The sequence below is a fragment of the Rhodoferax sp. genome, from assembly GCF_018780565.1.
GTDB lineage: Bacteria > Pseudomonadota > Gammaproteobacteria > Burkholderiales > Burkholderiaceae_C > Rhodoferax.
Window position 1 is genome coordinate 1 of the sequence record NZ_JADMJN010000009.1, and the last position, 21,650, is coordinate 21,650.

The 21,650-nt window shown below is 57.6% G+C and carries 19 protein-coding genes, 3 tRNA genes and 1 pseudogene; all 23 read right to left on the reverse strand.

The window, feature by feature from the left end; all coding sequences use genetic code 11:
- Positions 1-42: 42 nt before the first annotated feature.
- The 23 genes and pseudogenes from IV109_RS13190 to lon all read right to left on the reverse strand — a co-directional run bounded on the left by IV109_RS13190 (position 43) and on the right by lon (position 21,588).
- Entirely contained in the window at positions 43-858 is an 816-nt protein-coding gene (locus IV109_RS13190; protein ID WP_366834241.1) for a DUF3391 domain-containing protein, read from the reverse strand.
- A 31-nt stretch (positions 859-889) separates the two neighbouring features.
- On the reverse strand, positions 890-1,963 hold the full coding sequence (locus tag IV109_RS13195; RefSeq protein WP_296697170.1) for a tetratricopeptide repeat protein: 1,074 nt from the start codon (positions 1,961-1,963) through the stop codon (positions 890-892).
- Entirely contained in the window at positions 1,960-2,787 is an 828-nt protein-coding gene (locus IV109_RS13200; RefSeq protein ID WP_296697172.1) for an AAA family ATPase, read from the reverse strand. The genes IV109_RS13195 and IV109_RS13200 overlap by 4 nt, the downstream gene beginning before the upstream one ends.
- A 98-nt stretch (positions 2,788-2,885) precedes the next feature.
- A complete protein-coding gene (locus IV109_RS13205; protein ID WP_296697174.1) occupies positions 2,886-4,670 on the reverse strand; it encodes a pilus (MSHA type) biogenesis protein MshL in 1,785 nt (594 codons plus the stop codon).
- A gap of 17 nt (positions 4,671-4,687) precedes the next feature.
- Entirely contained in the window at positions 4,688-5,125 is a 438-nt protein-coding gene (locus IV109_RS13210) for a hypothetical protein (RefSeq protein ID WP_296697176.1), read from the reverse strand.
- Between the two features lie 14 nt (positions 5,126-5,139).
- Positions 5,140-5,787 (reverse strand): hypothetical protein, encoded by a 648-nt coding sequence (locus IV109_RS13215; protein ID WP_296697179.1) that lies wholly within the window; start codon positions 5,785-5,787, stop codon positions 5,140-5,142.
- On the reverse strand, positions 5,784-6,485 hold the full coding sequence (locus IV109_RS13220) for a PilN domain-containing protein (protein WP_296697181.1): 702 nt from the start codon (positions 6,483-6,485) through the stop codon (positions 5,784-5,786). The genes IV109_RS13215 and IV109_RS13220 overlap by 4 nt, the downstream gene beginning before the upstream one ends.
- A 35-nt stretch (positions 6,486-6,520) precedes the next feature.
- Positions 6,521-7,621, reverse strand: coding sequence for a hypothetical protein (locus tag IV109_RS13225; RefSeq protein ID WP_296697183.1), 1,101 nt, complete (start codon positions 7,619-7,621; stop codon positions 6,521-6,523).
- A gap of 127 nt (positions 7,622-7,748) precedes the next feature.
- Positions 7,749-11,540 (reverse strand): DUF6701 domain-containing protein, encoded by a 3,792-nt coding sequence (locus IV109_RS13230; protein WP_296697185.1) that lies wholly within the window; start codon positions 11,538-11,540, stop codon positions 7,749-7,751.
- An 11-nt stretch (positions 11,541-11,551) separates the two neighbouring features.
- Entirely contained in the window at positions 11,552-11,944 is a 393-nt protein-coding gene (locus IV109_RS13235) for a hypothetical protein (RefSeq protein ID WP_296697187.1), read from the reverse strand.
- A complete protein-coding gene (locus tag IV109_RS13240) occupies positions 11,941-12,672 on the reverse strand; it encodes a hypothetical protein (protein WP_296697190.1) in 732 nt (243 codons plus the stop codon). Before IV109_RS13240 ends, IV109_RS13235 begins: the two co-directional genes overlap by 4 nt.
- A 3-nt stretch (positions 12,673-12,675) precedes the next feature.
- A pseudogene (locus IV109_RS19110) lies at positions 12,676-12,756 on the reverse strand (type II secretion system protein); the annotation flags it as partial.
- Positions 12,757-12,758: 2 nt separating this feature from the next.
- Positions 12,759-13,202 (reverse strand): prepilin-type N-terminal cleavage/methylation domain-containing protein, encoded by a 444-nt coding sequence (locus tag IV109_RS13245; RefSeq protein WP_296697193.1) that lies wholly within the window; start codon positions 13,200-13,202, stop codon positions 12,759-12,761.
- On the reverse strand, positions 13,195-13,668 hold the full coding sequence (locus tag IV109_RS13250) for a GspH/FimT family pseudopilin (protein WP_296697194.1): 474 nt from the start codon (positions 13,666-13,668) through the stop codon (positions 13,195-13,197). Before IV109_RS13250 ends, IV109_RS13245 begins: the two co-directional genes overlap by 8 nt.
- A 181-nt stretch (positions 13,669-13,849) precedes the next feature.
- Complete coding sequence (locus tag IV109_RS13255) at positions 13,850-14,233, reverse strand: prepilin-type N-terminal cleavage/methylation domain-containing protein (RefSeq protein WP_296697196.1); 384 nt, start codon at positions 14,231-14,233, stop codon at positions 13,850-13,852.
- 193 nt (positions 14,234-14,426) lie between these two features.
- Positions 14,427-14,927, reverse strand: coding sequence for a hypothetical protein (locus tag IV109_RS13260; protein WP_296697197.1), 501 nt, complete (start codon positions 14,925-14,927; stop codon positions 14,427-14,429).
- Positions 14,928-14,935: 8 nt separating this feature from the next.
- A complete protein-coding gene (locus IV109_RS13265; RefSeq protein ID WP_296697199.1) occupies positions 14,936-16,177 on the reverse strand; it encodes a type II secretion system F family protein in 1,242 nt (413 codons plus the stop codon).
- A 6-nt stretch (positions 16,178-16,183) separates the two neighbouring features.
- The gene (locus tag IV109_RS13270; protein WP_296697200.1) at positions 16,184-17,935 is read right to left on the reverse strand and encodes a GspE/PulE family protein; all 1,752 of its coding nucleotides are present in this window, start codon (positions 17,933-17,935) and stop codon (positions 16,184-16,186) included.
- A 116-nt stretch (positions 17,936-18,051) separates the two neighbouring features.
- A complete protein-coding gene (locus tag IV109_RS13275) occupies positions 18,052-18,684 on the reverse strand; it encodes a DUF6806 family protein (RefSeq protein ID WP_296697201.1) in 633 nt (210 codons plus the stop codon).
- 15 nt (positions 18,685-18,699) lie between these two features.
- Positions 18,700-18,792, reverse strand: a tRNA-Leu gene (locus IV109_RS13280).
- Between the two features lie 82 nt (positions 18,793-18,874).
- A tRNA-Cys gene (locus tag IV109_RS13285) sits at positions 18,875-18,948 on the reverse strand.
- 46 nt (positions 18,949-18,994) lie between these two features.
- Positions 18,995-19,070, reverse strand: a tRNA-Gly gene (locus IV109_RS13290).
- Between the two features lie 76 nt (positions 19,071-19,146).
- A complete protein-coding gene (gene lon / locus IV109_RS13295) occupies positions 19,147-21,588 on the reverse strand; it encodes an endopeptidase La (RefSeq protein WP_296697202.1) in 2,442 nt (813 codons plus the stop codon).
- Positions 21,589-21,650: the final 62 nt, after the last annotated feature.

The following is a 21,650-nucleotide window of genomic DNA, read 5'->3' on the forward strand; positions in this document are numbered from 1 at the left end:
ACATCTGACGCAAAGATCGCACGCCGTCAAGTACGGTATTGGTCAGGCGCTTACGCCCTTCAAGCCTTTGGGGTAACCTGAACCATCGACTTTTTCATGGTGATGCAGGCAAACGTCCAGCACCATAGGGTCCACGTTGACACCTACCATCAACATTTTGTGCCCCTCGACCGGATGACTCTTGATGATGGCGAACTCGGCATCGGTGAGCTTTCCAGGCTTGTTCAGCACCTCCGCTGGCATGACTGCCTTGCCCAGATCATGCAGCAAGCCCGCCAGCCCTGCAGACCGCGTCTGAGCCTCATCCAGACCCAACTGCTTGGCCAGTGCCACCATCATGGCGCAAACCGCTACCGAATGCATGTAGGTGTAATCGTCCGCTGTTTTGAGACGTGCCAGACTGATGAGTGCACCGGGATTGCGGGAAACCGAGTCCGAAATTTCCTCGACCAGCAGCCTGGCCCCTCCGCCGTCCACGGCCTTTCCCATGCGGGCTTCTTCAAACATCGAAACCACCGCCTGTTTGCCGTGCAGGCAAATCTTGGCGGCGCGCTGAAGCTCCAGCGCAGCGGGAATTGGCGCAATCTGGCGCTGCCCATCTGACACCTGTTTCAGCTCAGCCTCGACCTGGGCCTCAGACTCCGCCTCGGACACTGCCGGGGCTCCCGCCGCAACATCCAATCCCTTATCAGAGTCGATCCAGACTTCCTTGATGCTGCTGGCCATCACGGCCTCAAGATCTTTAGGATTGGTCAGAACAAAACCAGTCCGCCAAAACGGATGCTCCATCCAGGAACCGCAAAACTCCTTGAGATGCATCCCCAAAGTGAGTTGCTGAACACTGATTCTTTTGAGCATTGGAAAACGATAGTTTTGGAAAGTATAGCCCTCATCGATCCCGCAAGGGAACACCGAGTTGCTTGAGATATGCTGCGACTTCCCGGCTGAGTACACCACCTGCTCGTGCCCTCTCCGCCCACTCAGCGGCACCCGTTGTATTGCCCTGCGCAGCCAGCGACACCGCTGCACCCAGCATCCAGCGAGGCTCATCCGGACGCAGTCTCAGCGCCATCAGATACGCCGAAGCGGACTCCTGATGACGCCCCAGACGTTGCGCGGCATTGCCTCGAATCGCCCAGACATCTGCAAAGCCAGTCAAAGCTGGCTCAAGACGCGTCAGCATTTCCAGCGCCGGACTCACACGCCCCTCGGCCAATTCCATTCGTGCCAATTCCCGCGCCAAAGCGGCTAGCACCGCATTGTTACCTGCGGACGGGGTCGCAAGATGAACCCGTTCGACAGCAGCCAGCGCCTCACGCAACAGTTCCAGCGCAGCCTCATGCGAACCAGCATTCCAAAGACTCTGGGCTTGTCCCAGAGCCTCCATAGCGGGCGATTGACGTACCGGATCTTGAGGAACGGCCGCCATTGCGGTGTTGGAAGGCAACACAACCGGCCGCTCGGTTGATGGCTTTTCCGGCACAGATCGCAGAGTCGTCACAGCAACTGGCCTGGCGGGAGGATCCAGGTTCGGTGCGCCCTTCAATTGAGCATCCATCTTCAATGACACATCAGCTGGCACGGCATTGGTTCCAACCACCCTGTCCACCTCTCGCCCATCGCGTGCAGTCGATGCTGCAGGTGCCGGCGCCGGCGCCGGCGCAACAAGCGTCACAGCAGCAGGACTGGCAACCATGGGCAATGGCGCGACCGACACGGTAGTGGCTTGAAACGACCGACTTTCCCCCAGGTGCCACCACCCGGCGGCACCACTACCCAAGAGAGCAATGCAAGCCAAGAGCACCACCACGGCACGCGAAGAGCGACGTGCAGCCTTGTGCGGCTCATTCACACTCGACGTGCCACGCACAATACCTGTGCGCGGCTCCCGATGCTGAACCGGCATGGTTCCAGCCGCTTGGCGGCTGTCCAGGTCACGCAACATTTTATTGATCACACTCACAGAACGCCTCCGGGTGGGTTATTCCCTAACTGTCTGGTCGAACTCCCCACCGCTTGCTCACGGCCCCACGGGCCTCGCCAGCGCCGCCACCACGGTTGGGGTGGGCGTACCCCCGGCGTGTCCTTGGCAGCGGCGCGAACATGCAGCACATTGACGCGGTGTTCGTTTTCACCGTAAGCGAGCATCAGACATTTGTGTGCCAGCACATTCACCAGACGCGGTACGCCACCACTAAAGTGAGCAATGGCACGCGCGGCATCGACTTCAAACACCTTGATATCGGTAGCATCGCTCAGCGCAGCCATGGTCAAACGATGCTCCAGATACGCGGGGACGCGGTGGCTCAGCATGGGTCCGAGATATTCGCTGAAAGTAATGCGCTGCAAAAGTTGGCGAATTTCAGGACGTGACAACTTTTCATCCAACTCGGGCTGGCCCAACAACACCAGTTGCAGCAACTTGCGCTTTTCCGTCTCCAGGTTGGAGAGCAATCGCAAGCTCTCCACCGTACGCACGGGAATAGCCTGTGCCTCGTCAATGCACACCACCACCGGTCGACCCTCCTGCGCATGGCGCAGCAGACAGTCCTGCAAGGCAGTGAGCAGCTTGTGGCGATTCACGGGGGTCTCCACCTGCACATCCAACTCGTGAACCAGCGCCATCAGCAAATCATCGGGTCCCATGTCGGGATTTGGAATGTAGGCAGTCACATATTCGCCCTGCAACATCTTGAGCAACTGGCGGCATAAGACAGTCTTGCCACAGCCAACCTCACCCACAATTTTCAGAAACCCTTCTCCACTGCGCAGTGCGACCAACAGCATATTGAGCGCCGCTTGTGCGCCTTCATGGGGGTAAAAAAAAGCAGTGTCTGGTGTGATCGAGAACGGCGCCTCACGCAGAGAGAAATGCCTCGAATACATCACTTCACAGGGCTTTTGGGCTTGCTGTCATCCACCGAGCCATCAATGCGGATCACGCGGGCCCGCGCTGCATCCATATCGTCCAGCGCCAACCGCGTACGCCGGGTCTGGGATTCCCAATCCTGCAGGGTGCGGATAATGGTTGGCTTGATCAGCACCACCACTTCCTTCTTGCGCCCGGTGTTGGCACGGTTGCCAAACAGTGAAGAAAAAATGGGAATATTGGATGAGCCAGGAAGCCCGGAAGCACTCCGACTGGACTCCATTTGCATCAACCCGCCAATCGCCACAATGCTGCCGTCCTGAATGCGTACCAGCGTGTCTGTTTCATTCACGCTACTGGACGCCAGGGGCAAGCGGTAATTGCCGATACTGCCCAAATCCACTTGTTTGTTTTTTTCCGTCACGGTTGTCACCGAGGGATGGACGTGCAAGGTCACGCTCGTGCCGTCATCGATCTGAGGCGTGACATCGAGCGAGATGCCCGAGAAAAACGGCGTCAAAGTGACTGTCGGCAACGTTGTGCTGCCGGCGAGGCTGTTGTTGCCGCTGGAGATCGTTCCGCCTGAAACATTGGTCACAAAAAATTCATCGGTACCGACTTTCAGTACAGCCTTCTGGTTGTTGAGCGTAGCCACACGTGGACTGGAAAGCGTCTGGACATCGCCTTGCGTCTCCAGGAAACCCAGCACTGCGGCAAAACGGCTCGTCGCCAGGGCCAGGCCAAACAAACCACCCCCTGTCGCAACCGAAGGCACCGGCACCGCGCCGGATATCACGGTGCTGCCGTTCTGAAGGAGAGAGTTGGTGGTTGAAACGCCACTGCCCAGCACGCCGGCAAGCACCGTGGATGAACCCTCGGTACCAAAAGCTGCCCAGTTCACACCACTCTGGTAGCCGTCGCGCAACTCCACCTCAACGATCTTGGCTTCCAGCATCACCTGCCGCTCAACGGCAATCTGCGCTGCTTTGAGAAACTTGTCCACCTGCCGCAGCTCATCGGGCATGGCTCGCACCGCCATGATGCCCGCCTGTGGGCTGGCAATGACACTGCGGCCTTCGCCGCTACCCACCAAGCCCCGCACAGCACCACTGAGCTCCGACCAGAAATCGGTTTTGGAGGTGGTCGATACGCGACTGTTCTCAGGCTGCTGGGCGGCATTGGATCGTGGAGTGGCCGTACCGGACGCCGTACCCCCGGAGGTGCTGGTTTGCAAAGCCGCACCGGATGCAACGCGCAATTCACTGCTACCCAAACGCTGAGAATTCGGGTAGTTGACGGTGAAGATTCGTGTCTGCAGTGTCGGCGCATAAATCGTGATGCGACGACCATCCATCTTGAAGTCGTAGCCATACACATCGCGAATAGCCTCCAGGGCTTCGGTCACGGTCACTCCACGAAGCGTCACGGACAACTTGCCGCCCACATCGGGGTGCATCAACATGCTGTAACGGGTGTCCGCCACAATTGCCAAAAATACCTCACGGGCCTGGGCATTGTTGACCAGTAAATCAATTTTGGGTTCTGGAAGCAAGGGCACTGTGGGCGGCGCTGGTTCGGCCAATGCCGCACTGATACGCGGTGGCACTGCGACCGGCTTTGAAGCCCTGTCTGGTGGCAACTCGGCGCGAATCGCTGCACTCACATCAGGTGTTCGCAGGGGCCGGTCCGACGCACAGCCTCCGAGCAAACCAACGCCCATCGCAAGACTCAGACCGGACACGGCAAACCACCGCGTCCGCACGGAGAATCCGGTCTGAGTGGCTTCAAAAATATCTGTCATGGTGTGGGCTTTTCGAATCATTGAGATAGACCGCTTGGTTGGACGCTGCTGCAAGGGGCAACCCGGGACGGTGATTTGGATGAGTTGGCAGCGCAGTCAGCCTTTGCCGCGTGACGCTCGATGCCGGGAAACTGGGCAACTTTGCGCAACACGCCATCTTCGCGCAACCAGACCTCGGTTTCGCTGATACGCTCAATGCGCGCCTGACCCAATTTTTGGCCCTGGGAGAAGAGCCGTGTTCCCACCACCAGGTACGGCCGCCCACCACGCACAATGATGCTCATGGCACCGGGCTCCGCACCCAGGACAACCGGACGCGTCGCTGGATCGACAAGGCCTGATTCCAGCGGGGGCAAAGTGGGGTCGCGCAAACTCTGTGCCGAGGCAGACCCGAACTGGGCCAGGCAGGAAAGACCAAGCCCCACAGCCAGCGTCAGAACCTTTTTCAATGCCATTGAATCGCCACGCATCATGGCTGCACTCCGATCAAAAACAACTGCAGCGTCAGCTCGGGAGGCAGTTTTTCGCTCTTCAGTTCCATGACGCCCCAACGCACATGGGGAAGTGAGTTTTCAAGAGTTTGAACATACCGCATCAACTCGGGATAAGGACCCGTGACAGTCAACTCCACACCCTGGCGTGTCATGCCAACGGGCAAGGCTACCGCACTGGCATCGCCTGCTTTCCCTGCTTTAGCCAACGCCGTTTCGGCGGGCAGTGTAGCGGTACGCACCAGCGTCAGCCCCTCATGACGGCGTAAAAAATGCGCCAGCGCTTGCGCCAAGGGCGTTGAATCAGCTGCAGCAGGCAACACATCCGTGATATTTTGGTTCATTGAGGCAATGCGGGCTTTCACTGTCATGATTTCCGCCCGTTGCACTTGCGCCCCATTCGCCGGCGAACCGATCGCCTTCAACTCGTCTCTTGCACGCTGCAATTCGGTACCCTGCTTGTGGAAACGTTGCGTCAACTGCTTGTGCGCCACTTGCGCGGGTGACAGCCACAAAACATCGGCCAGAGCGAACGACGCAGCAATCAGCGACAAAAACAGGAAAACGCGCTCACGCAGAGTCAAGGCATCAATGCGCGCTGCCAGCTTGGTCCACCAGGCTTTCATGGCTTGACTCCAGAACCGTTGGAAAGATTGGCCAACGCACTCACCAGACTGAAGGACCACATCGGCCGGGCCGCTGGTGTTGCAGCAGCAGACGACACTGCTGGCAGAGCAGGCACCGCTGCAACGCCCCCCACCTTGGCCATTGCCACGCTGGCATGCTCAACTTTGACGGTTGCCAATTTTTGCCCCATCAACAAAGGACTTGCCCCCAGCTTGCGAACCCAGTCATTCAGCGCTGCGGGCTCAAGGGTAAAACCACTGACATCCAGTTGATTCGCATCGGTCCTGACTCCGGTCACCCATACCTGTGCCGGAATGCTTTGCGCCACGAGCTGCAAGCGTGCCGAGTGCCCCCAACCAGGTCGAAACAAACCACGCTGCAACTCTTCATAGAGTTTTTCCCGCTGAATCAACTCCGCACGGCGTGCCTGAAGCTCTTGCATCACCGCCGATTCAGCCGGACCCAGGCCCGCCTTGCCCTGTCGTATGGCGGCTTGCAGACCTTCAAGCTCGGTTCCCTGCGTGGCCAGTGCTTTTTTAAAGCCTTCGCTTGCAGTGTTCAAACTCCATATCCAGTAAGCGCACAAGCCACCTCCCAAAACAACAAACACAGCCAGGGCCTGCACCATGTTTTGAGCCGAGAAGTAACGCTTTTGCGTCAACAGAATCGGGGTGCAGAGATTGATTTGCTGGGGCATGGTGGCAGTAAGCGTCGCGTGATCGTATTATGAATTCAGAGCTTGCGGTCTTCAGTCCGAAGCAACTCGCCCAGCAGAGGCAGACACATCGATTGCCCACCCTCGGTCATTCCATCAAAGCCGGGAAACATCGCATTGACGTTCATCGGCAAAACCGTCTGCCCCAACTGCCCGGTGAGCCAGTTGGCAAGCTCACCACTGCGCGAGCCCGCATACACACGCAACGTGTCCAATGGCATGCTCGACCAGGAGCGACTCCACACATCCAGGGAACGCTGCACCTCCACGACAAAGCGCTGCGCCTTGTCATCTTCCCCACCATAGCTGCCTGCACTCGATGCAGGCGTGATGGCACGGGTATCGGTGTAGTCGTTGCCGTACGAAACACCACCGACGTTGTAATCAGGTACGTATTCATCCACAGGGCTGTAGGCACTGGCCGCACTCCCTGAACCGGCAGACGCGTCGCTGCCAGGCCCCCAAGCGCCAGCCAAAAAGCCTTCCGGCAATTCAAAACGACGGGTGTAAAACAACTCCTCATTGGCGCTGATGGTCAGCACGGCCTGATGACCATCGACCAACACCAGGGCTGCGTTGGCGCGATCCGCATGACCCTCACTGTCGACCAATGCACTTTGCAGATTTCGCTGTGCAGTTTCCTGAATATCGATCACCGACACCGTCCACTGCATCGCACCGGCAAGATCAAGCGCCTCGCGCACCACTGCATTGGTGGCTGCCACCACAAAAAGCAATCCCGCGCCTTTTTGCTGACCATCCCCCACCCGCATCACGTCCAGCGTGACGTCGTCCACATGCGACTCCAGCATTTCCCGGATCTGATAGCGGGCAGCCGAGCGCAACTCTTCGGGTGCCACTGCCGGCGCGTCGATCTGGAGCACCTGGTATTGCTCGGGCCACAACATGACTCGGGTTTCATGCCCCTTCAGACCCAAATCCTGCAGCCGATGCACAAAGCCTTCCAAGCCGTCGGCACCCTGGCGTTCCACGCCTGATTTCAGCACTTCATGCACCCCATCGGAGCGTTTGCGCGCCAGAACATAGGCGAGCACCTGCCCAGACCAGGACACCACCAGTTGATCACCAGAGCCTTGACGCTTCCACGGCCAGCGCATGGTCAAAGATCCAAACAGAGTAGACAAGCGCAAATGCCGGACGGGGCTTTAGTCATGGATGGTATGTAGACAAAAATTCTTGCTCTCATTTTAGTAGCTAATGACGTCATCATGACATGCTTGCATATCAATAGTTTTCGCGCCGGTAAATCAGTGGACTTTTGTAGACACCGAATGTAGCCCGCGCCGATGGATCGCGATCATAGGCTGCTGCACCGCACCAATTTCCACTTAGATAGGGTTTCGCTGCAGACGTCGACGATCCCAACGGATTCACGGGGGTGGCTGTTGGACAGGTCACCGGTGCGCCCATGCTCCCCAAGTTAAGGATGAGGTCCAGGCTGCCGAGCAAGGTTGACGCGGGCGACGGCTTGGACAAAGTCACACTGCCCAGGCCTGCAGCAAAAGGCGCCACCGCCGTCACATGGGACAAGCCCATGTTGGTCGCGGTGATCCCGCCCTGGTAGTTGACGAGATTCACATTGGCCACACCCAGGCTGGTACAGGTATCGGCCGTATTGCGCACAAACGACGAACCGTTGTAATACTGCAGCTCCAATGGCATCGACAAATCCATGCGCTCCGAGCCATATGTATTGAACAAGCGAAGACGACCGCTACGCAGGTTGGTACTTCCCTCGACATGGCCTGTCGAGCTGACACTGTCGGTATCCGTTGCCCGCAAACCGATGCTGGCAGGCGCCGTCAGGGAACTGGCGAATTTGTAGCTGACGGTGTTGTTGCTGCCAACGCCGGCACTGAATGCCGTCGCAGCAATCGTGTTGTTGCTGAAGGTGCCACTGCCCCCATTGGCATCGCTCAGGGTCACCAGCTTGGCCCAAGTGGCGCCAGCGTAATTGGCGGTGATTGTTCCCCCCCTTGCCATGGCAGTAACCTCAGCCGTGAACGGCTGCCCCGAATACGTGAAGGTGCTGCACCCCTGCGTTACTTTGGTATCCAGGTAGGCTGGCTTGAACCGCCCCACAGCCGACTGGGTGCTGCTGGTATTGAGCGCAGAACCCAGGTAATTCGAACTCGTGGCGACCAGATCTACTGTCCCCACCTCTGCCCAGGTCAGATTGATGCTTGCCGCGCCATTGGCAAACCCGGCCAGGGTTTGACTGATGGCCGTGGCATTGCCCATTGCGGGAATCGGGTTGGATGAGGTCAAGCTCACCGTGGCCGCCGTCGTCTCCTGGCCAAAGTTGGGGGTCGGCGCCGGGGTTGAACAGGCGTTGTAGGCCGTTACCGTGACGTTGAAGGGGTCACCCGCTGTCAGCGGCGCCGTCGGAATAGCGCTGAACACAAAGGACTTGGGCGCCGCAATGAAACTATTGCCGCTGATCGCCACCAAAGACAAGCCTGCATCGCCTGTACCTGCACTGCCGGTGTAGCTGGGGTTCAGCATCACCTGACCCGCGTCAGGATAGCTGAAGTTGCTGATGGTGGCAGTACCTGTACCATCAAAATACAGCCCCCCCAGCGTACTGGGACTGCCGGAAGAGGTGGATAACGACGCCACCGCAGAGCTTGCGCCGCCGCTGCTGGTCACGTAATTCAGGGATGCCGTTTGGGTGCCCGTCGCGGGGTTGGTGTAACTCAAATAAAGCTTCACGTCCCGATTGACCCCTGCGAACGCAGGAATACAACTGGTACCGGTGGCACTGGATTTCACGGCCTGCAAGGTCATGATCTGGGGGCTGCAGGCATAGTGGTTGGCTGCATTCATCAGGAACCCCGAGCTGGCAAATGCCACCTCGCAGGCGGTAGTGGCATTGAAGGCCGATGTGGCAGCGTTGGTGCACTGCACCGTGGCATTGCTGGCACTTGAGGTGGAGCCACCCAGCGTGTCAGTGCGCGCCGTGGGCTCGCGCAGGTAAATGGTGGCGTTGTTGGAAAGAGTGACCGCACCTGAAATGGGCGATGCACACAAGGCATCCGAACACCACTGGGCGCCCGAAATCGGTGTTGGCGTGAAAGTGAAGCTGCCCCCCGTATATTGACTGGCCGGCACGCCATTGCACGAAGCGCTACCGGTGCAGGCAAGCACCGTCACGGCTTTGGGTGTGCAGTTGAGCGCAGCCCCGTTATGCACCAGTTCAATATGCTCCGGCCCGACAACACCACAATTTCTGGCGCGCGTACGCAGCACATCAAGATCGGTTTGCGACAGCACGCCTGAGTAGATCTGCACCTCGTCGATATTTCCGAGAAAGTGCCAGGAAGTTTGTCGCCCCTCGGAGGAAGCGGACGTTTCCCCCCCAATGGCAGCCAGACCCGTCCCGTCTGCCCAGGTACCAGCGAACGCCGAGCTGGTGGTCGCCAGCAAAGTACCGGCAGCGTTGTACACATACAGGGTGATGATCTTGCCCGTCGTATTGATCGACGCTGCAATGAAAAACCAGTTGTTGCTGGTAATGACCGCATCGGTATCCAGAGCAAACACGCCAGCGCCGGGGTTGGAGCCCTGCCCTGTCACCGCCCCCGAATTGGTGATGTTGCGATTAAAAAAGCGCAGTTTCCCCTGCCCCGTGCCATCTGCAAGGCTCAGTCCCCAACCATTGTCACCATCGTCACGGACCAAAATCCGCTGGTGCTGAGCCGTGGCATTGGTGGAGCGAATCCAGGCAGCAAACGTGAAACTCGAAGGCAGCGTTGGAATGCCGGAGAGCTCCACATAGCTGTAGGTGCGTGTTGGCGCGGTGGTGCGATCAAACTGACCATAGTTGCAGGTGTTTTGGCTGCCACTGGTGTAGGCCGGTGACCCTGAAGCCGTGGTCGCCACCGTCGACGAACCGGCCGCAATTCTGGCCCGCCCGTGGTACCCATTGCCACTGCTGTCTTTCACCTCACCCACCGTGCCGTTCCACAGCGATTCATCCATGTGCCAATCGGCCAGAGGGGCGTAGGCTTGTACCGTGGCCGAGGCAGTTGCGGCGGGCGTTCCCACGTTGGAGTTGATGGTGTTGGTCTTGGCGCCAGCGCTGCTGGCAGTAACAGTCAAGATAGCTGTTTTAGTGGTGTTTGCGGCCACAGCGCCTACGCTCCAGGTCACGACGCCGCCGGAATATGTGCAACTGCCGCTGGCTGTGGTGCAGGACACAAAGTTGAGTCCCGCCGCCGTCAGATCATCAGTAACCTGAACACCCGTGAGAGCTGATCCGCCCGCCCCATTTTGGGCATACAGCGTAAAGCTGAAATTCGTGTTGACAGGCACACTGGTGACACTTGCCACCTTCGACACAGCGAATGTGCTGCCCCCATCGTTGCTGCCACAGATGCTGTCCCCACCGGAGGCGGTTGCCTGGCCGCCCCAGGTACCCGTGCCATCCAGTGTTCGGTACCAGTCCTTGTTGCCGTTGATACCCCACGCAGCGTCGTACCGGCTACTGGGCAGCACCCCCTCGATGCCGGGGCATGCTGCAAAACTGGTGCCCACGGTGTAGAGCGTAGTGGCCGAGCCCAATCGCAAGACATCCACAATTTTTCCGTTTTCGGACAAAACAAAATTCAAATTGCTATTGGGATTGGATCCAGCGATCATGCCGCCCAAAGCACTGTCCGGAACCCTGACCCAAGCCGATTGCTGTCCACAGGAATTTTGGGCTGCCGTGGTGAAGGCGGTACCGAAATTTGCCGTGCTGGCGCTGACGGCGCCAGCACCCGTTTTCTTATACACATTGACGCTCCAGCCAGCGAACGTGCTGCTGGCCGCAACCACGCTGGGGTCCAGCACTTTGAGCTCCACTGAAGTGGTGCCGCTGGTCGGGTCATACACCTCATTGAAAACCACTTTACCCTGGTAGCTGGAGCAGGCCGCCTGCGCACTGGGAACTGCCAGCAAGCCGCACAGCAGGATGAACCATGGTGCAAGGTTTTCCCTGCTGGCCCGCAAAAAATGGTCAACCAGTTTTTCCATAGGTCTCGCGCTCACCTCTCCAGGGTCGCAGAAAGACTGCGCTCAACAAAGCCCACAGACCCCGCAGCACCGCTGGAACGGGCCACCGAGGTGAGCTGAAAAATATTCACGGGCTGCCCCGCGTCGGTGTAGGTCTGTAAGGTGCACGTCACGGTAACCGCAAAGGCATCCACGGCAAATGAAGTAGAGGCCACCGGGCATGTCGCCGTCACGCCTGCGATACCCCACTCCAGCCCGGCACGAGCCGCCCAGTAAGAACGGGAACCCAGAATATCCTGCGCCGAAGTCAGCTGCTGGGTATTCGAAAACGTGAGCATAAAACCGCCCAAAGCAGCCAACACCACCACCAGAAAGATGGCGGCAATGGCGGCAAAGCCCTGTTGAATGCTTCGGATGTGATTCATGGCGTGTTATTCACATGAACTTCGTGGTAAAGGTTCACAGACTCACCCTTTTCAGTGAAGGTGATCCCCAACTGCACCAGAGCATTGCGCTGCAAATCAGAGCCGTTGTAAACAAAATTGCAGGCAGCAATCTTGTTTGCCATCACGGTAGCCCCTGCCGTTGGACAGGTGCTGGAAGCGGTGTACGCGTAATTTGCATTGCGCAAAAGATTGCCACTGCCGTCACACATATAGGCAACAACTTTCTCATTGCCAGGAACAACATGAAAACGGTTGCTACCGGATGCGAGCGGAAATTTCTTGCTCGCGATGGTGATCACAGTTTCGGTGCCATTCACCACGCTGGACACCACCGACGTGTTGTCACCCGCGTAGGCGTCTGAGCCGGCAATGCCGAGGTTGTAAACAGCAATCAAGTCACCCGCCGCAATTTGCTGATCAGCCGCAAGAGTACCGTTATCTCCCAGCATATTGAACGTCGTGTCTGCTGCACTGAAATTCAGGCTGGTGTTATCACCCGCCACTGTTTCCTCGGCACGATACCGTCCTCCTGTTTTGGTGGGAATAAATTCGATGCACTGGCTGTTCAACTGACGAATGCTGTTAGGCAACGCCTTGCGAATGTCACGAGCCATGCGACGCACCGTGGTGTCGGCCACATCGGTGAGTGCCGCGCGGCGGGCACTGTCAAAGTAGGCATCGATCGGGCTTTTCATGAAGACCGCCACGATGCCTCCGATGACGCCCATGATGACGATAACCATGACCAACTCAATGAGCGTGAATCCGTGCTGGCGGAGCTTGCTATGCATGATCAGTAGTTCGCCCGGTAGCCGGACAGCGATATGCTTTCGCTGCCCCGACTCACTGTGACGGTAACTTTTTTCATGTTCACCCCGTTCAGAGGTGCCTCAGCCCCCACCGTGATGGCAATCGTGTAACCCGGCACTTGCAGCAACAAATCGGCAAACAGGACATTGATCTGGCTTGCACTCAAACCTTTGAAATCATCCACGTCGTCCATCACGTCCCGCGTGGATTCGCCCGAGGTGCCGTCCGGATCGACATAAGCTTTGAGCATGATTTCTTCCAGAATCGACTCCGCCGCCGCTGCCGCCTGCTTGCGCACCATCGGGTCCGCACTGGACTTGACCGTAGTGTTCATCACCGACAGGATTCCAGCCAACCCGGCACTGACCACCACGATGAAGATGATCAGTTCGATCAGGGTGAAACCCGCTTGATGTCGCTTACTCATGGACATAGCCCGTGTCGGCCTCCACCCTGATGCTGCGGCTATTGGCAATCGTGATGGTGATGGCTGCCGGCTGATTGGTGCTGCCCAAAGGCGTGAACTGAAAACCCGCAACGGACCCCGCCAACCCGGAGCCGCCTTTGGGTGTGGCTGGCAAAGTTGGCGAGGCGTCACAGGCACCATCGGGGGGCGAATTTGTATCCATGGTCAATGCCACCCCGTTGGCATTCAGGGACACACAAACAGTGCGACGCTGAGCGATAGCGGTCTTTTGGGCATAACGCAGCAAAGACAGGGTCTCGTCATGAAAGCCCCGTGCGCTGAAGTCGCCGGTGTTGAGAATGCGTGGCATTGCAAATACAGCGAGCACACCCAGCATGACGATGACCATGATCAACTCGATCAACGTAAAGCCGCGTACCCTACGGCACTCAGCCGATGTAACACTTGCAAAAATGTTTCGAGACATACCCATCAATGTGTTTCAAAACCATTTTCAAATATTGAAGACGCCACTCATGAAACGCCCTTCAGTGAAGGCAATAAATAGCGAAAAAGGCGGTGGGAAAATCCCTACCGCCTTCTACGAATGCCCATACGCCAATTGGTGCTTGATCTGTCAAGCAGCTATTAATTTCTAGCAGCGCGGCTCACAGAATACCAATAATGACCGAGTTTGCCGTTGCACCACCGTCTGTTTGCGTCACAACACATGTATTGTTGCCAGCTATCAACGCCGTTGTATTGTCCATCGAGAACCCGGCTGGAACGGCTGCACTTTGCAAAATGGCTACTGCAGCCGTTTGGCAGGTCAAACCTTGTGTGGCGGCACCTTTCGTTGTAGAAACACTCCGCGCCGCGTAGTTAACAGCGCTGGCAGAGTCAATTCCACCCGTAACGCCCTTTAGCGCAGCAGCCAGTGCCTCGCTCTTCAAATCCACAAATTTTGGCAGCGCCACCGCAGCCAGAACGCCCAAAATCACGATAACCATCACCAGTTCAATCAAAGTAAAACCGCGTTGCACTTGTCTCATGTTGTCCACCTTATAAAAATTAAATTGAATCCGTCTGAAAACTCATTCAGACCCCAACGTCGTCCGTTAATGCCTTTGTACATCAAATTCTAGTGCATCACTTTATTGTTGTACACGAAGTTTGAATGCTAAGTCCCTGAAATTATTCAAATATTTTTCACTTTCCTTCTATACAGGACAGTCAGATCCCGGGTCAATTCAATGCCTGGTCCTGCCAGACATAGGCTTCTTCTGCAAGCAACTGCAAAGGCCCTGACGTGCCACTCACACGGTACCAGGCGACGGTATTGCCACTGGGGCTGTCGAACCATTTCGGGTACAAGGGCACATAACCCACGCAGACGCAGTCCCTGTCAAACAACCAACTGCCGGGCGGCGCGGACGATGCACTGGCGCGGGAGATTTCACCACGGTAATTCGCAGGCAGTCGACCCAGCAATTCAAAGGGATTGCGTTGCGTCCCCACCACGGAGGGTCCTTGCCCCAAGGTGCTTTTTTGCAGATGCTCAAAAATCAGGGCCGTACGCAGCGCCCCCAGGGTGGACTGAACCGCCGCCAGCTCGCTCTGCCCTTGCACCACCTGCACCTTGCGAGCGAATACCAAGGCCAACACCAGAATGACCCCGGCCATCAGCGACCACTCCACCATGCGCGCACTCCAGAGCGACGCTTGCACAGGGGCTGACCGTTCCATGACCACGGCTAAGCGCCACCTTTGCCCATGGCCGCCTGCCCCATGTTCCACAGGGGCAGGAACACACCCAGGGCCAGCAGCAACACCAGCACGGCAATGACCGCCAGCAGAATGGGTTCAATGGCGGCCGACAAGCCCTTGATGCTGTAATCAGTCTCACGCTCGTACATATCGGCTATTTCGAACAGCAGCGAATCGAGTTCGCCGGTTTCTTCTCCGACCGAGATCATTTGAAGTACCACGGGGGTGAACACGCCGCTTGCAGCCGCACAGCGGGAAATGCTCTCGCCGCGCTCGATGCCATCGCGCATCTGCTCGATGCGACTGCCAATGAAGGCGTTGTCCACAGTTTGCGCCACCACGGTGAGGGCTTGCACCAAAGGCACCCCGCTTTGGCTCGACAAGGCGAAACTGCGCGCAAACCGTGCCAGCGTGGCCTTCAGGACAATATCGCCAACGATGGGCAACTTGAGTTTGCGGGCATCCCAGCGATAACGCCCCTCCGGCGTACGCAAATAGCCGCGCACCATCATGACCGCCCCCACAAGCACCATCAGCAACAAAGGCCACCAGGCCAGCATCCAGCTTGAAAATCCCAGCAAACCCCGAGTGATGAGCGGCAACTCTGCATTGAAGCCAGCGAAGACTTTGGCGAACACCGGAATGACAAAGATGTTGAGAATGACGATGGCAATGGCCATGGCGATCATCACAAAAATGGGATAGCGCATGGCCTGCTTGATACGCTCTCGCACATCGCGTTCAAACTCCATGTGCTCGTTCAGACGCAGAAAAACTTCAGTCAGCTTGCCGGTCATTTCCCCGACCCGCATCATGGAGATATAGAAGGCACCAAAAATATCCACGTGTCGCGCCATAGCCGCAGACAACTCGCGCCCCTGGTCCAGACTTGCGCGTATGTCTTTGAGCAAGTCCACCATCGCAGGCTTGGTGGCCGAGGCCTGAAGTCCGGCAAACGCCCGCAGAATAGGAACACCGGCTTTGTTGAGGGTGTACATCTGCCGGGAAAACACCAGAATGTCCTCCACCACCACGGGCTTGCGATTGAAACGGGTAAACCAGTTGTCGACACTGTCGACCTGCGCCGTGGCAACAGCCAGCGCAATGTGAACCGGTGCCACGCCAATCGACAGGAGCTGGTCGGCCACGCCGTTTTCGCTCAGGGCTTCAAGTTGTCCCTGCACCGCTTCGCCACGCGCATTGCGTCCACGCCAGTCAAAAACAGCCATCTGGGTTTATTCCTGTTCGTCCACATCGAAGCCAATGCGAAGCGCCTCAGCCAGCGAGGTTCGGCCCTGGCGTACAAGCTCCAGGGCATGGTGGGCCAGCGTATGGCCTTTCATGCGCTCACGCGCCAGGGTCATGAATGTAGCGGGATCAGAACGCGACGCAGCCTGGGTCAAAACGGCGTCCATTTCAAGCAATTCATAGACGCCCTGCCGTCCGGAATAACCGGTGCCATTGCAGGCAGAGCAACCGCGCCCACGCTTGGGTTGTATCGGCTCTCCGGCTTCGATCATGGTGGTGAGCCAGGACTGCTCCTGCGCGGTGGGCGCATGCGGTGCGGCACACTCCTGACAATTCAGACGCACCAGACGCTGGGCAATGACCGCCTGCAATGACGTTGCCACCATGAAAGGCGGCACCCCCATGTCCAGCAGGCGAAACGGCGTACTGATGGCATCCCGCGTGTGCAGGGTCGATAGCACCAGGTGCCCGGTAATCGCTGCCCGCAAGCCGATTTCAGCCGTTTCGGCGTCCCGCATTTCGCCAACCAGAATCACATCCGGGTCCTGGCGCAAACACGACCGCAACACGCGGGCAAAGGTCAGCTCGATCTTGTCGTTGACCTGGACCTGGGTAATGCCAGGCAGACGGTATTCCACCGGGTCTTCCACGGTAATGACCTTGAGTTCGGCCGCATTGATCTCAGCCAGGGCCGCGTACAGGGTGGTCGTCTTGCCGGAGCCCGTGGGACCCGTCACCAGCACCAGGCCGGCACTGCGATTCAATACCTCGCGAAAACGCTTGAGCATGGCATCGGGCATGCCAATGGTGTCCAGGCGCCGCATACCCGCCCCCTGATTGAGCAAACGCATCACCGCCGACTCGCCATACGTGGTGGGCAAGGTGGACAGGCGCACATCAATGGTGTTGTCTTTGAGACGCACACTGAAACGGCCGTCTTGCGGCAATCGCTTTTCGGAAATATCCAGACCGGCCATCAGCTTGAGACGCTGGGCCAATGCCCCGCCAATGCGCTTGTCGGCCTGCGTTTGCGTCTGCAAGACACCATCGACCCGCACCCGAATTTGCAGCCCAGCCTCCTGCGGCTCGATGTGCACATCCGAAGCGCCCACCTGCATGGCATCTTCAAACATGGACTGCAGCAACCGAACCACCGGCGCACCTTCCAGACCCACGGTTGCGGTCAACTCACCGAAGTCGACCGCGTCGCCCAGGTCTTTCTCCAGCGCCCGCGCCAAGCCGCTGATCTCCTCGGTACGGCGATAGAGCCGGTCAAAGGCCAGTGCCAGCTGACTCTCGGGCACGGCAGCAATGCCAATGTTGCGTTTGAGCAGCCGGGTTAACTCGTCATATGCAAACAAGTCCAGCGGATCAGCGAGGGCCACCAACAAAATATCGCCCTTGTCTTCCAGCACCAGCGCGCGAAATCGCCGGGCTGCAGACTCCGGCAAGAGCTTGACCACATCAGCGCGGAAAGGAAACGTCTTGAGATTGACAAAAGGAATGCGCAATTGCCGGGCCAAACCATTGGCCAGCAACTCTTCGGTAATCACACCGGATTCGATCAGCAGGCGACCTACTTTTTTGCCCGTTTGGCGCTGCAGTTCAAGAGTTTGCTGGAGCTGTTCCTGCGATATCAGCCGCTGCTGAACCAGGACGTCTCCGAGGCGCAGCTTCTCAGGCCGACCCGGTGCGGGGGAAGGGCCAGATGGGGCGGGAGAGACTGCTGCCGTATTCATGCGCCATTCCTTTAGCTAAAAACTTCAAAAATGATAGCACGCCACGCATGGATGACGAGGGGAAAGCCCGCAATTGACTCAGAAATGTCTGCAGCCACGCGGTTTGAAGCAAAGGATCAGTGCAAATGGCGCGGTTTGCGCCCTCCACCATGGCCCACGCCGCCATGGCCGCCACCCGAGCCACGTGGTGGCTTGCCGAGTTGCAGTGAGTTGACCAGATCGTCAAATCGCTGGCCAAACAATTTATCAATTTCGGCCACGACACCGCCGAGTTCGGCCCCGTCGAAATGCCGCTCCATCATGTTGACGACATCCTGCACCAGCAGGTCGCGCTGCACCTGCATGATGGCTGCGGGGTCCGGCCCCACAAAGAGCATGACGAAGTCGTCGCGCGACTCGGCGTCTGACTCTTCGTCTTCATCATCAAAATCGGCGTCGTAGAACGTGACCTCAATCGCAGCACCGGCCTGCGCCACTTCGTTGAGGTTCATACAGACCTCATCAAGCACCTGACGGAAATCGTCATCACCGGCGACGGTCCAGCACATCTGCAACATGTGATCCTGAGGATCGAACTTGATACCCGGCTCATCCTCATAGGAACTGCCGGCGGCGTCCGCCAAAGAGCGTGCACCGGCGTACTTCCACAAAGGCTTCAGGGCATCTTCAAGCTGCGCAAACACAACGTCTGCGCGCAGAGCCACTTGGCCATGGACATGGATCTCAAAAGGGGCGTTGTAACGTGGCATGGATGATGAGTGTAGTGGTGCCCGAGACCGGAATCGAACCGGTACGCCCGTTATTCACGAAGCGGCGGATTTTAAGTCCGATGTGTCTACCTATTTCACCACTCGGGCACGGCTGCCTATTGTGAAACAAAAAGGCCTCGTACAGTTCGACTGACGAGGCCTTCGTGACCAGAAATTAGCCGTATATCTCTGGAGGCGCGACCCAGAGTCGAACTGGGCTAGACGGATTTGCAATCCGTTGCATAACCGATTTGCTATCGCGCCAATTTTTTTGACAAAAAAGGGAAGCCTGAGCTTCCCTTTTGGAATCTGGAGCGGGAAAAGAGTCTCGAACTCTCGACCTCAACCTTGGCAAGGTTGCGCTCTACCAACTGAGCTATTCCCGCGTTTCAAGCCTCAAATTATAGCGCAAATTTCAGGCTCTTTGCAAGCCTTTGGAAAAAAGTTGCGCAGCAATTCAACTCAATGCTTGACCGAACCCGTCAACTCCGCCGCCGGTACGGCCACATCCGTCGCAGCCCCCGTCACCGGCTCGTCTTCAGGCAAGGACGTGGGCATTCTCTCCAGGGCGATTTCCAGCACCTTGTCAATCCAGCGCACCGGCACGATCTCCAGGCCGTTTTTCACATTCTCGGGAATGTCCTGCAAATCCTTGGCATTTTCTTCGGGAATCAGCACCGTCTTGATGCCGCCGCGCAATGCGGCCAGCAGCTTTTCCTTCAAACCGCCAATCGCAGTGACTTCCCCGCGCAGGGTGATCTCCCCCGTCATGGCGACATCACCGCGCACCGGAATGCCCGTCATGGCAGAGACAAAAGCGGTCGTCATGGCTGCACCCGCGCTGGGGCCATCCTTGGGCGTGGCGCCATCGGGTACGTGGATGTGAATATCCTTCTTCTCAAAGAATTCGTCCTTGATACCCAAGCGGCGCGAGCGACTGCGCACCACGGTACGGGCCGCTTCCACGGACTCTTTCATGACATCGCCCAAGGAGCCCGTGCGCGTGATCACGCCCTTGCCAGGCATCATGGCGGCTTCAATCGTCAGCAGGTCACCACCCACCTCGGTCCATGCCAAACCGACCACCTGACCCACCTGGTTTTGCTGTTCAGCACGGCCATAGGTGTACTTGCGCACGCCCAGAAAGTCGTTGAGGTTATCGGCATTGACCTTAACCTGCGGCACCATCTTCTTGAGCTGCAGGCCTTTGACCACTTTGCGGCAGATTTTGGAGAGCTCACGTTCCAGGGAACGAACACCGGCCTCACGGGTGTAGTAACGAACGATGTCCCGCACGGCATCTTCACCCACCAGCAACTCTTCTACCTTGACACCATTGTTGGCCAGTTGCTTGGGCAACAGGTACTTGAGTGCAATACTGGTCTTCTCGTCTTCGGTGTAACCCGACAGGCGAATGACTTCCATGCGGTCCAGCAAAGCCGGTGGAATATTCATGGAGTTCGAGGTGGCCACGAACATCACGTCGCTCAGGTCAAAGTCGACTTCGACATAGTGATCGCCAAACTTGTGGTTTTGCTCAGGATCCAAAACCTCCAGCAGCGCACTCGACGGATCACCCCGGAAGTCGGTTCCCAGCTTGTCAATTTCATCCAGCAAGAACAGCGGATTGCGCGTACCCACCTTGGACAGGCTTTGTAGAACCTTGCCAGGCATGGCACCAATGTAGGTGCGGCGATGGCCACGAATTTCTGCCTCGTCACGCATCCCGCCCAAGGCCATGCGCACGTACTTTCGCCCCGTCGCCTTGGCAATGGACTGGCCCAAGGAGGTCTTGCCTACACCGGGTGGACCCACCAGACACAGGATGGGAGCCTTGACTTTGTCGACACGCTGCTGCACCGCGAGATATTCCAGAATACGATCCTTGACCTTGTCAAGACCGTAGTGGTCCTCATTCAGCACCGCCTCAGCATTGCCCAGGTTGTGCTTGATCTTCGTCTTGCCAGCCCACGGCAGACCCGTAAGGACATCAATGTAATTGCGCACCACGGTCGCTTCGGCAGACATCGGTGACATGAGCTTCAGCTTTTTAAGCTCACCCTCGGCCTTCTTGAGCGCATCCTTCGGCATTTTTGCCGCTTTGATCTTTTTCTCGATCTCGTCGATGTCCGCGCCCTCTTCGCCTTCGCCCAACTCCTTCTGGATGGCTTTGACCTGCTCGTTGAGGTAAAAATCGCGCTGGTTTTTCTCCATCTGGCGTTTAACGCGACCGCGGATTTTCTTGTCCACGTTCAGGATATCTACCTCGCGCTCGATCTGTTCGAACAGATTCTCAAGACGGTCTTTAATCGAGGTGAGGTCCAGCACGGCCTGCTTGTTGTCGAGTTTCAGCGGCAAATGGGCAGCAATGGTGTCGGCCAGACGACCCGCATCGTCGATGCTGGAGATGGAAGTCAAAATCTCCGGGGGAATCTTTTTGTTGAGCTTCACGTACTGGTCAAACTGCTGCATGACGGCACGACGCAAAGCCTCAATCTCGCTGGTCTTTCCGCGGGGCTTGGATTCCGGCTCTGCAACCGACTCCACGGGCGTGACGTTGGCCGAGAAATGCAGTTCACCTTCTTCGATCTTGTTGACGCGTGCCCGCTGCTGGCCTTCAACCAGGACTTTCACCGTGCCATCCGGCAACTTCAGCATTTGCAGGATGGTGGAGACACAACCGACATCAAACATGTCGGATACCAGCGGATCATCCTTGGCGGCGGCTTTTTGTGCCACGAGCATGATGCGGCGCTCGGATTCCATCGCCGCTTCCAGCGCCTTGATGCTCTTGGGTCGACCCACAAAGAGCGGAATCACCATGTGCGGAAACACAACCACGTCCCGAAGCGGGAGCAATGGCAAATCAATAGGGGTAGCAGGTAGTGGGGTATGACCAGACATGGGGAAAACCTTTACGTTACCTGTTAAATATGGATCAGAAGTGCGGATTTTCAACCCGCAAA

Bases quoted from the DNA above. Each gene is read 5' to 3' on its own strand.
- IV109_RS13190 (WP_366834241.1), bottom strand. From the start codon at position 858: ATGCTCAAAAGAATCAGTGTTCAGCAACTCACTTTGGGGATGCATCTC.
- IV109_RS13200 (WP_296697172.1), bottom strand. From the start codon at position 2,787: ATGCTGTTGGTCGCACTGCGCAGTGGAGAAGGGTTTCTGAAAATTGTG.
- IV109_RS13205 (WP_296697174.1), bottom strand. From the start codon at position 4,670: ATGACAGATATTTTTGAAGCCACTCAGACCGGATTCTCCGTGCGGACG.
- IV109_RS13210 (WP_296697176.1), bottom strand. From the start codon at position 5,125: ATGGCATTGAAAAAGGTTCTGACGCTGGCTGTGGGGCTTGGTCTTTCC.
- IV109_RS13215 (WP_296697179.1), bottom strand. From the start codon at position 5,787: ATGAAAGCCTGGTGGACCAAGCTGGCAGCGCGCATTGATGCCTTGACT.
- IV109_RS13220 (WP_296697181.1), bottom strand. From the start codon at position 6,485: ATGCCCCAGCAAATCAATCTCTGCACCCCGATTCTGTTGACGCAAAAG.
- IV109_RS13225 (WP_296697183.1), bottom strand. From the start codon at position 7,621: ATGCGCTGGCCGTGGAAGCGTCAAGGCTCTGGTGATCAACTGGTGGTG.
- IV109_RS13230 (WP_296697185.1), bottom strand. From the start codon at position 11,540: ATGGAAAAACTGGTTGACCATTTTTTGCGGGCCAGCAGGGAAAACCTT.
- IV109_RS13235 (WP_296697187.1), bottom strand. From the start codon at position 11,944: ATGAATCACATCCGAAGCATTCAACAGGGCTTTGCCGCCATTGCCGCC.
- IV109_RS13245 (WP_296697193.1), bottom strand. From the start codon at position 13,202: ATGAGTAAGCGACATCAAGCGGGTTTCACCCTGATCGAACTGATCATC.
- IV109_RS13250 (WP_296697194.1), bottom strand. From the start codon at position 13,668: ATGTCTCGAAACATTTTTGCAAGTGTTACATCGGCTGAGTGCCGTAGG.
- IV109_RS13255 (WP_296697196.1), bottom strand. From the start codon at position 14,233: ATGAGACAAGTGCAACGCGGTTTTACTTTGATTGAACTGGTGATGGTT.
- IV109_RS13260 (WP_296697197.1), bottom strand. From the start codon at position 14,927: ATGGAACGGTCAGCCCCTGTGCAAGCGTCGCTCTGGAGTGCGCGCATG.
- IV109_RS13265 (WP_296697199.1), bottom strand. From the start codon at position 16,177: ATGGCTGTTTTTGACTGGCGTGGACGCAATGCGCGTGGCGAAGCGGTG.
- IV109_RS13270 (WP_296697200.1), bottom strand. From the start codon at position 17,935: ATGAATACGGCAGCAGTCTCTCCCGCCCCATCTGGCCCTTCCCCCGCA.
- IV109_RS13275 (WP_296697201.1), bottom strand. From the start codon at position 18,684: ATGCCACGTTACAACGCCCCTTTTGAGATCCATGTCCATGGCCAAGTG.
- lon (WP_296697202.1), bottom strand. From the start codon at position 21,588: ATGTCTGGTCATACCCCACTACCTGCTACCCCTATTGATTTGCCATTG.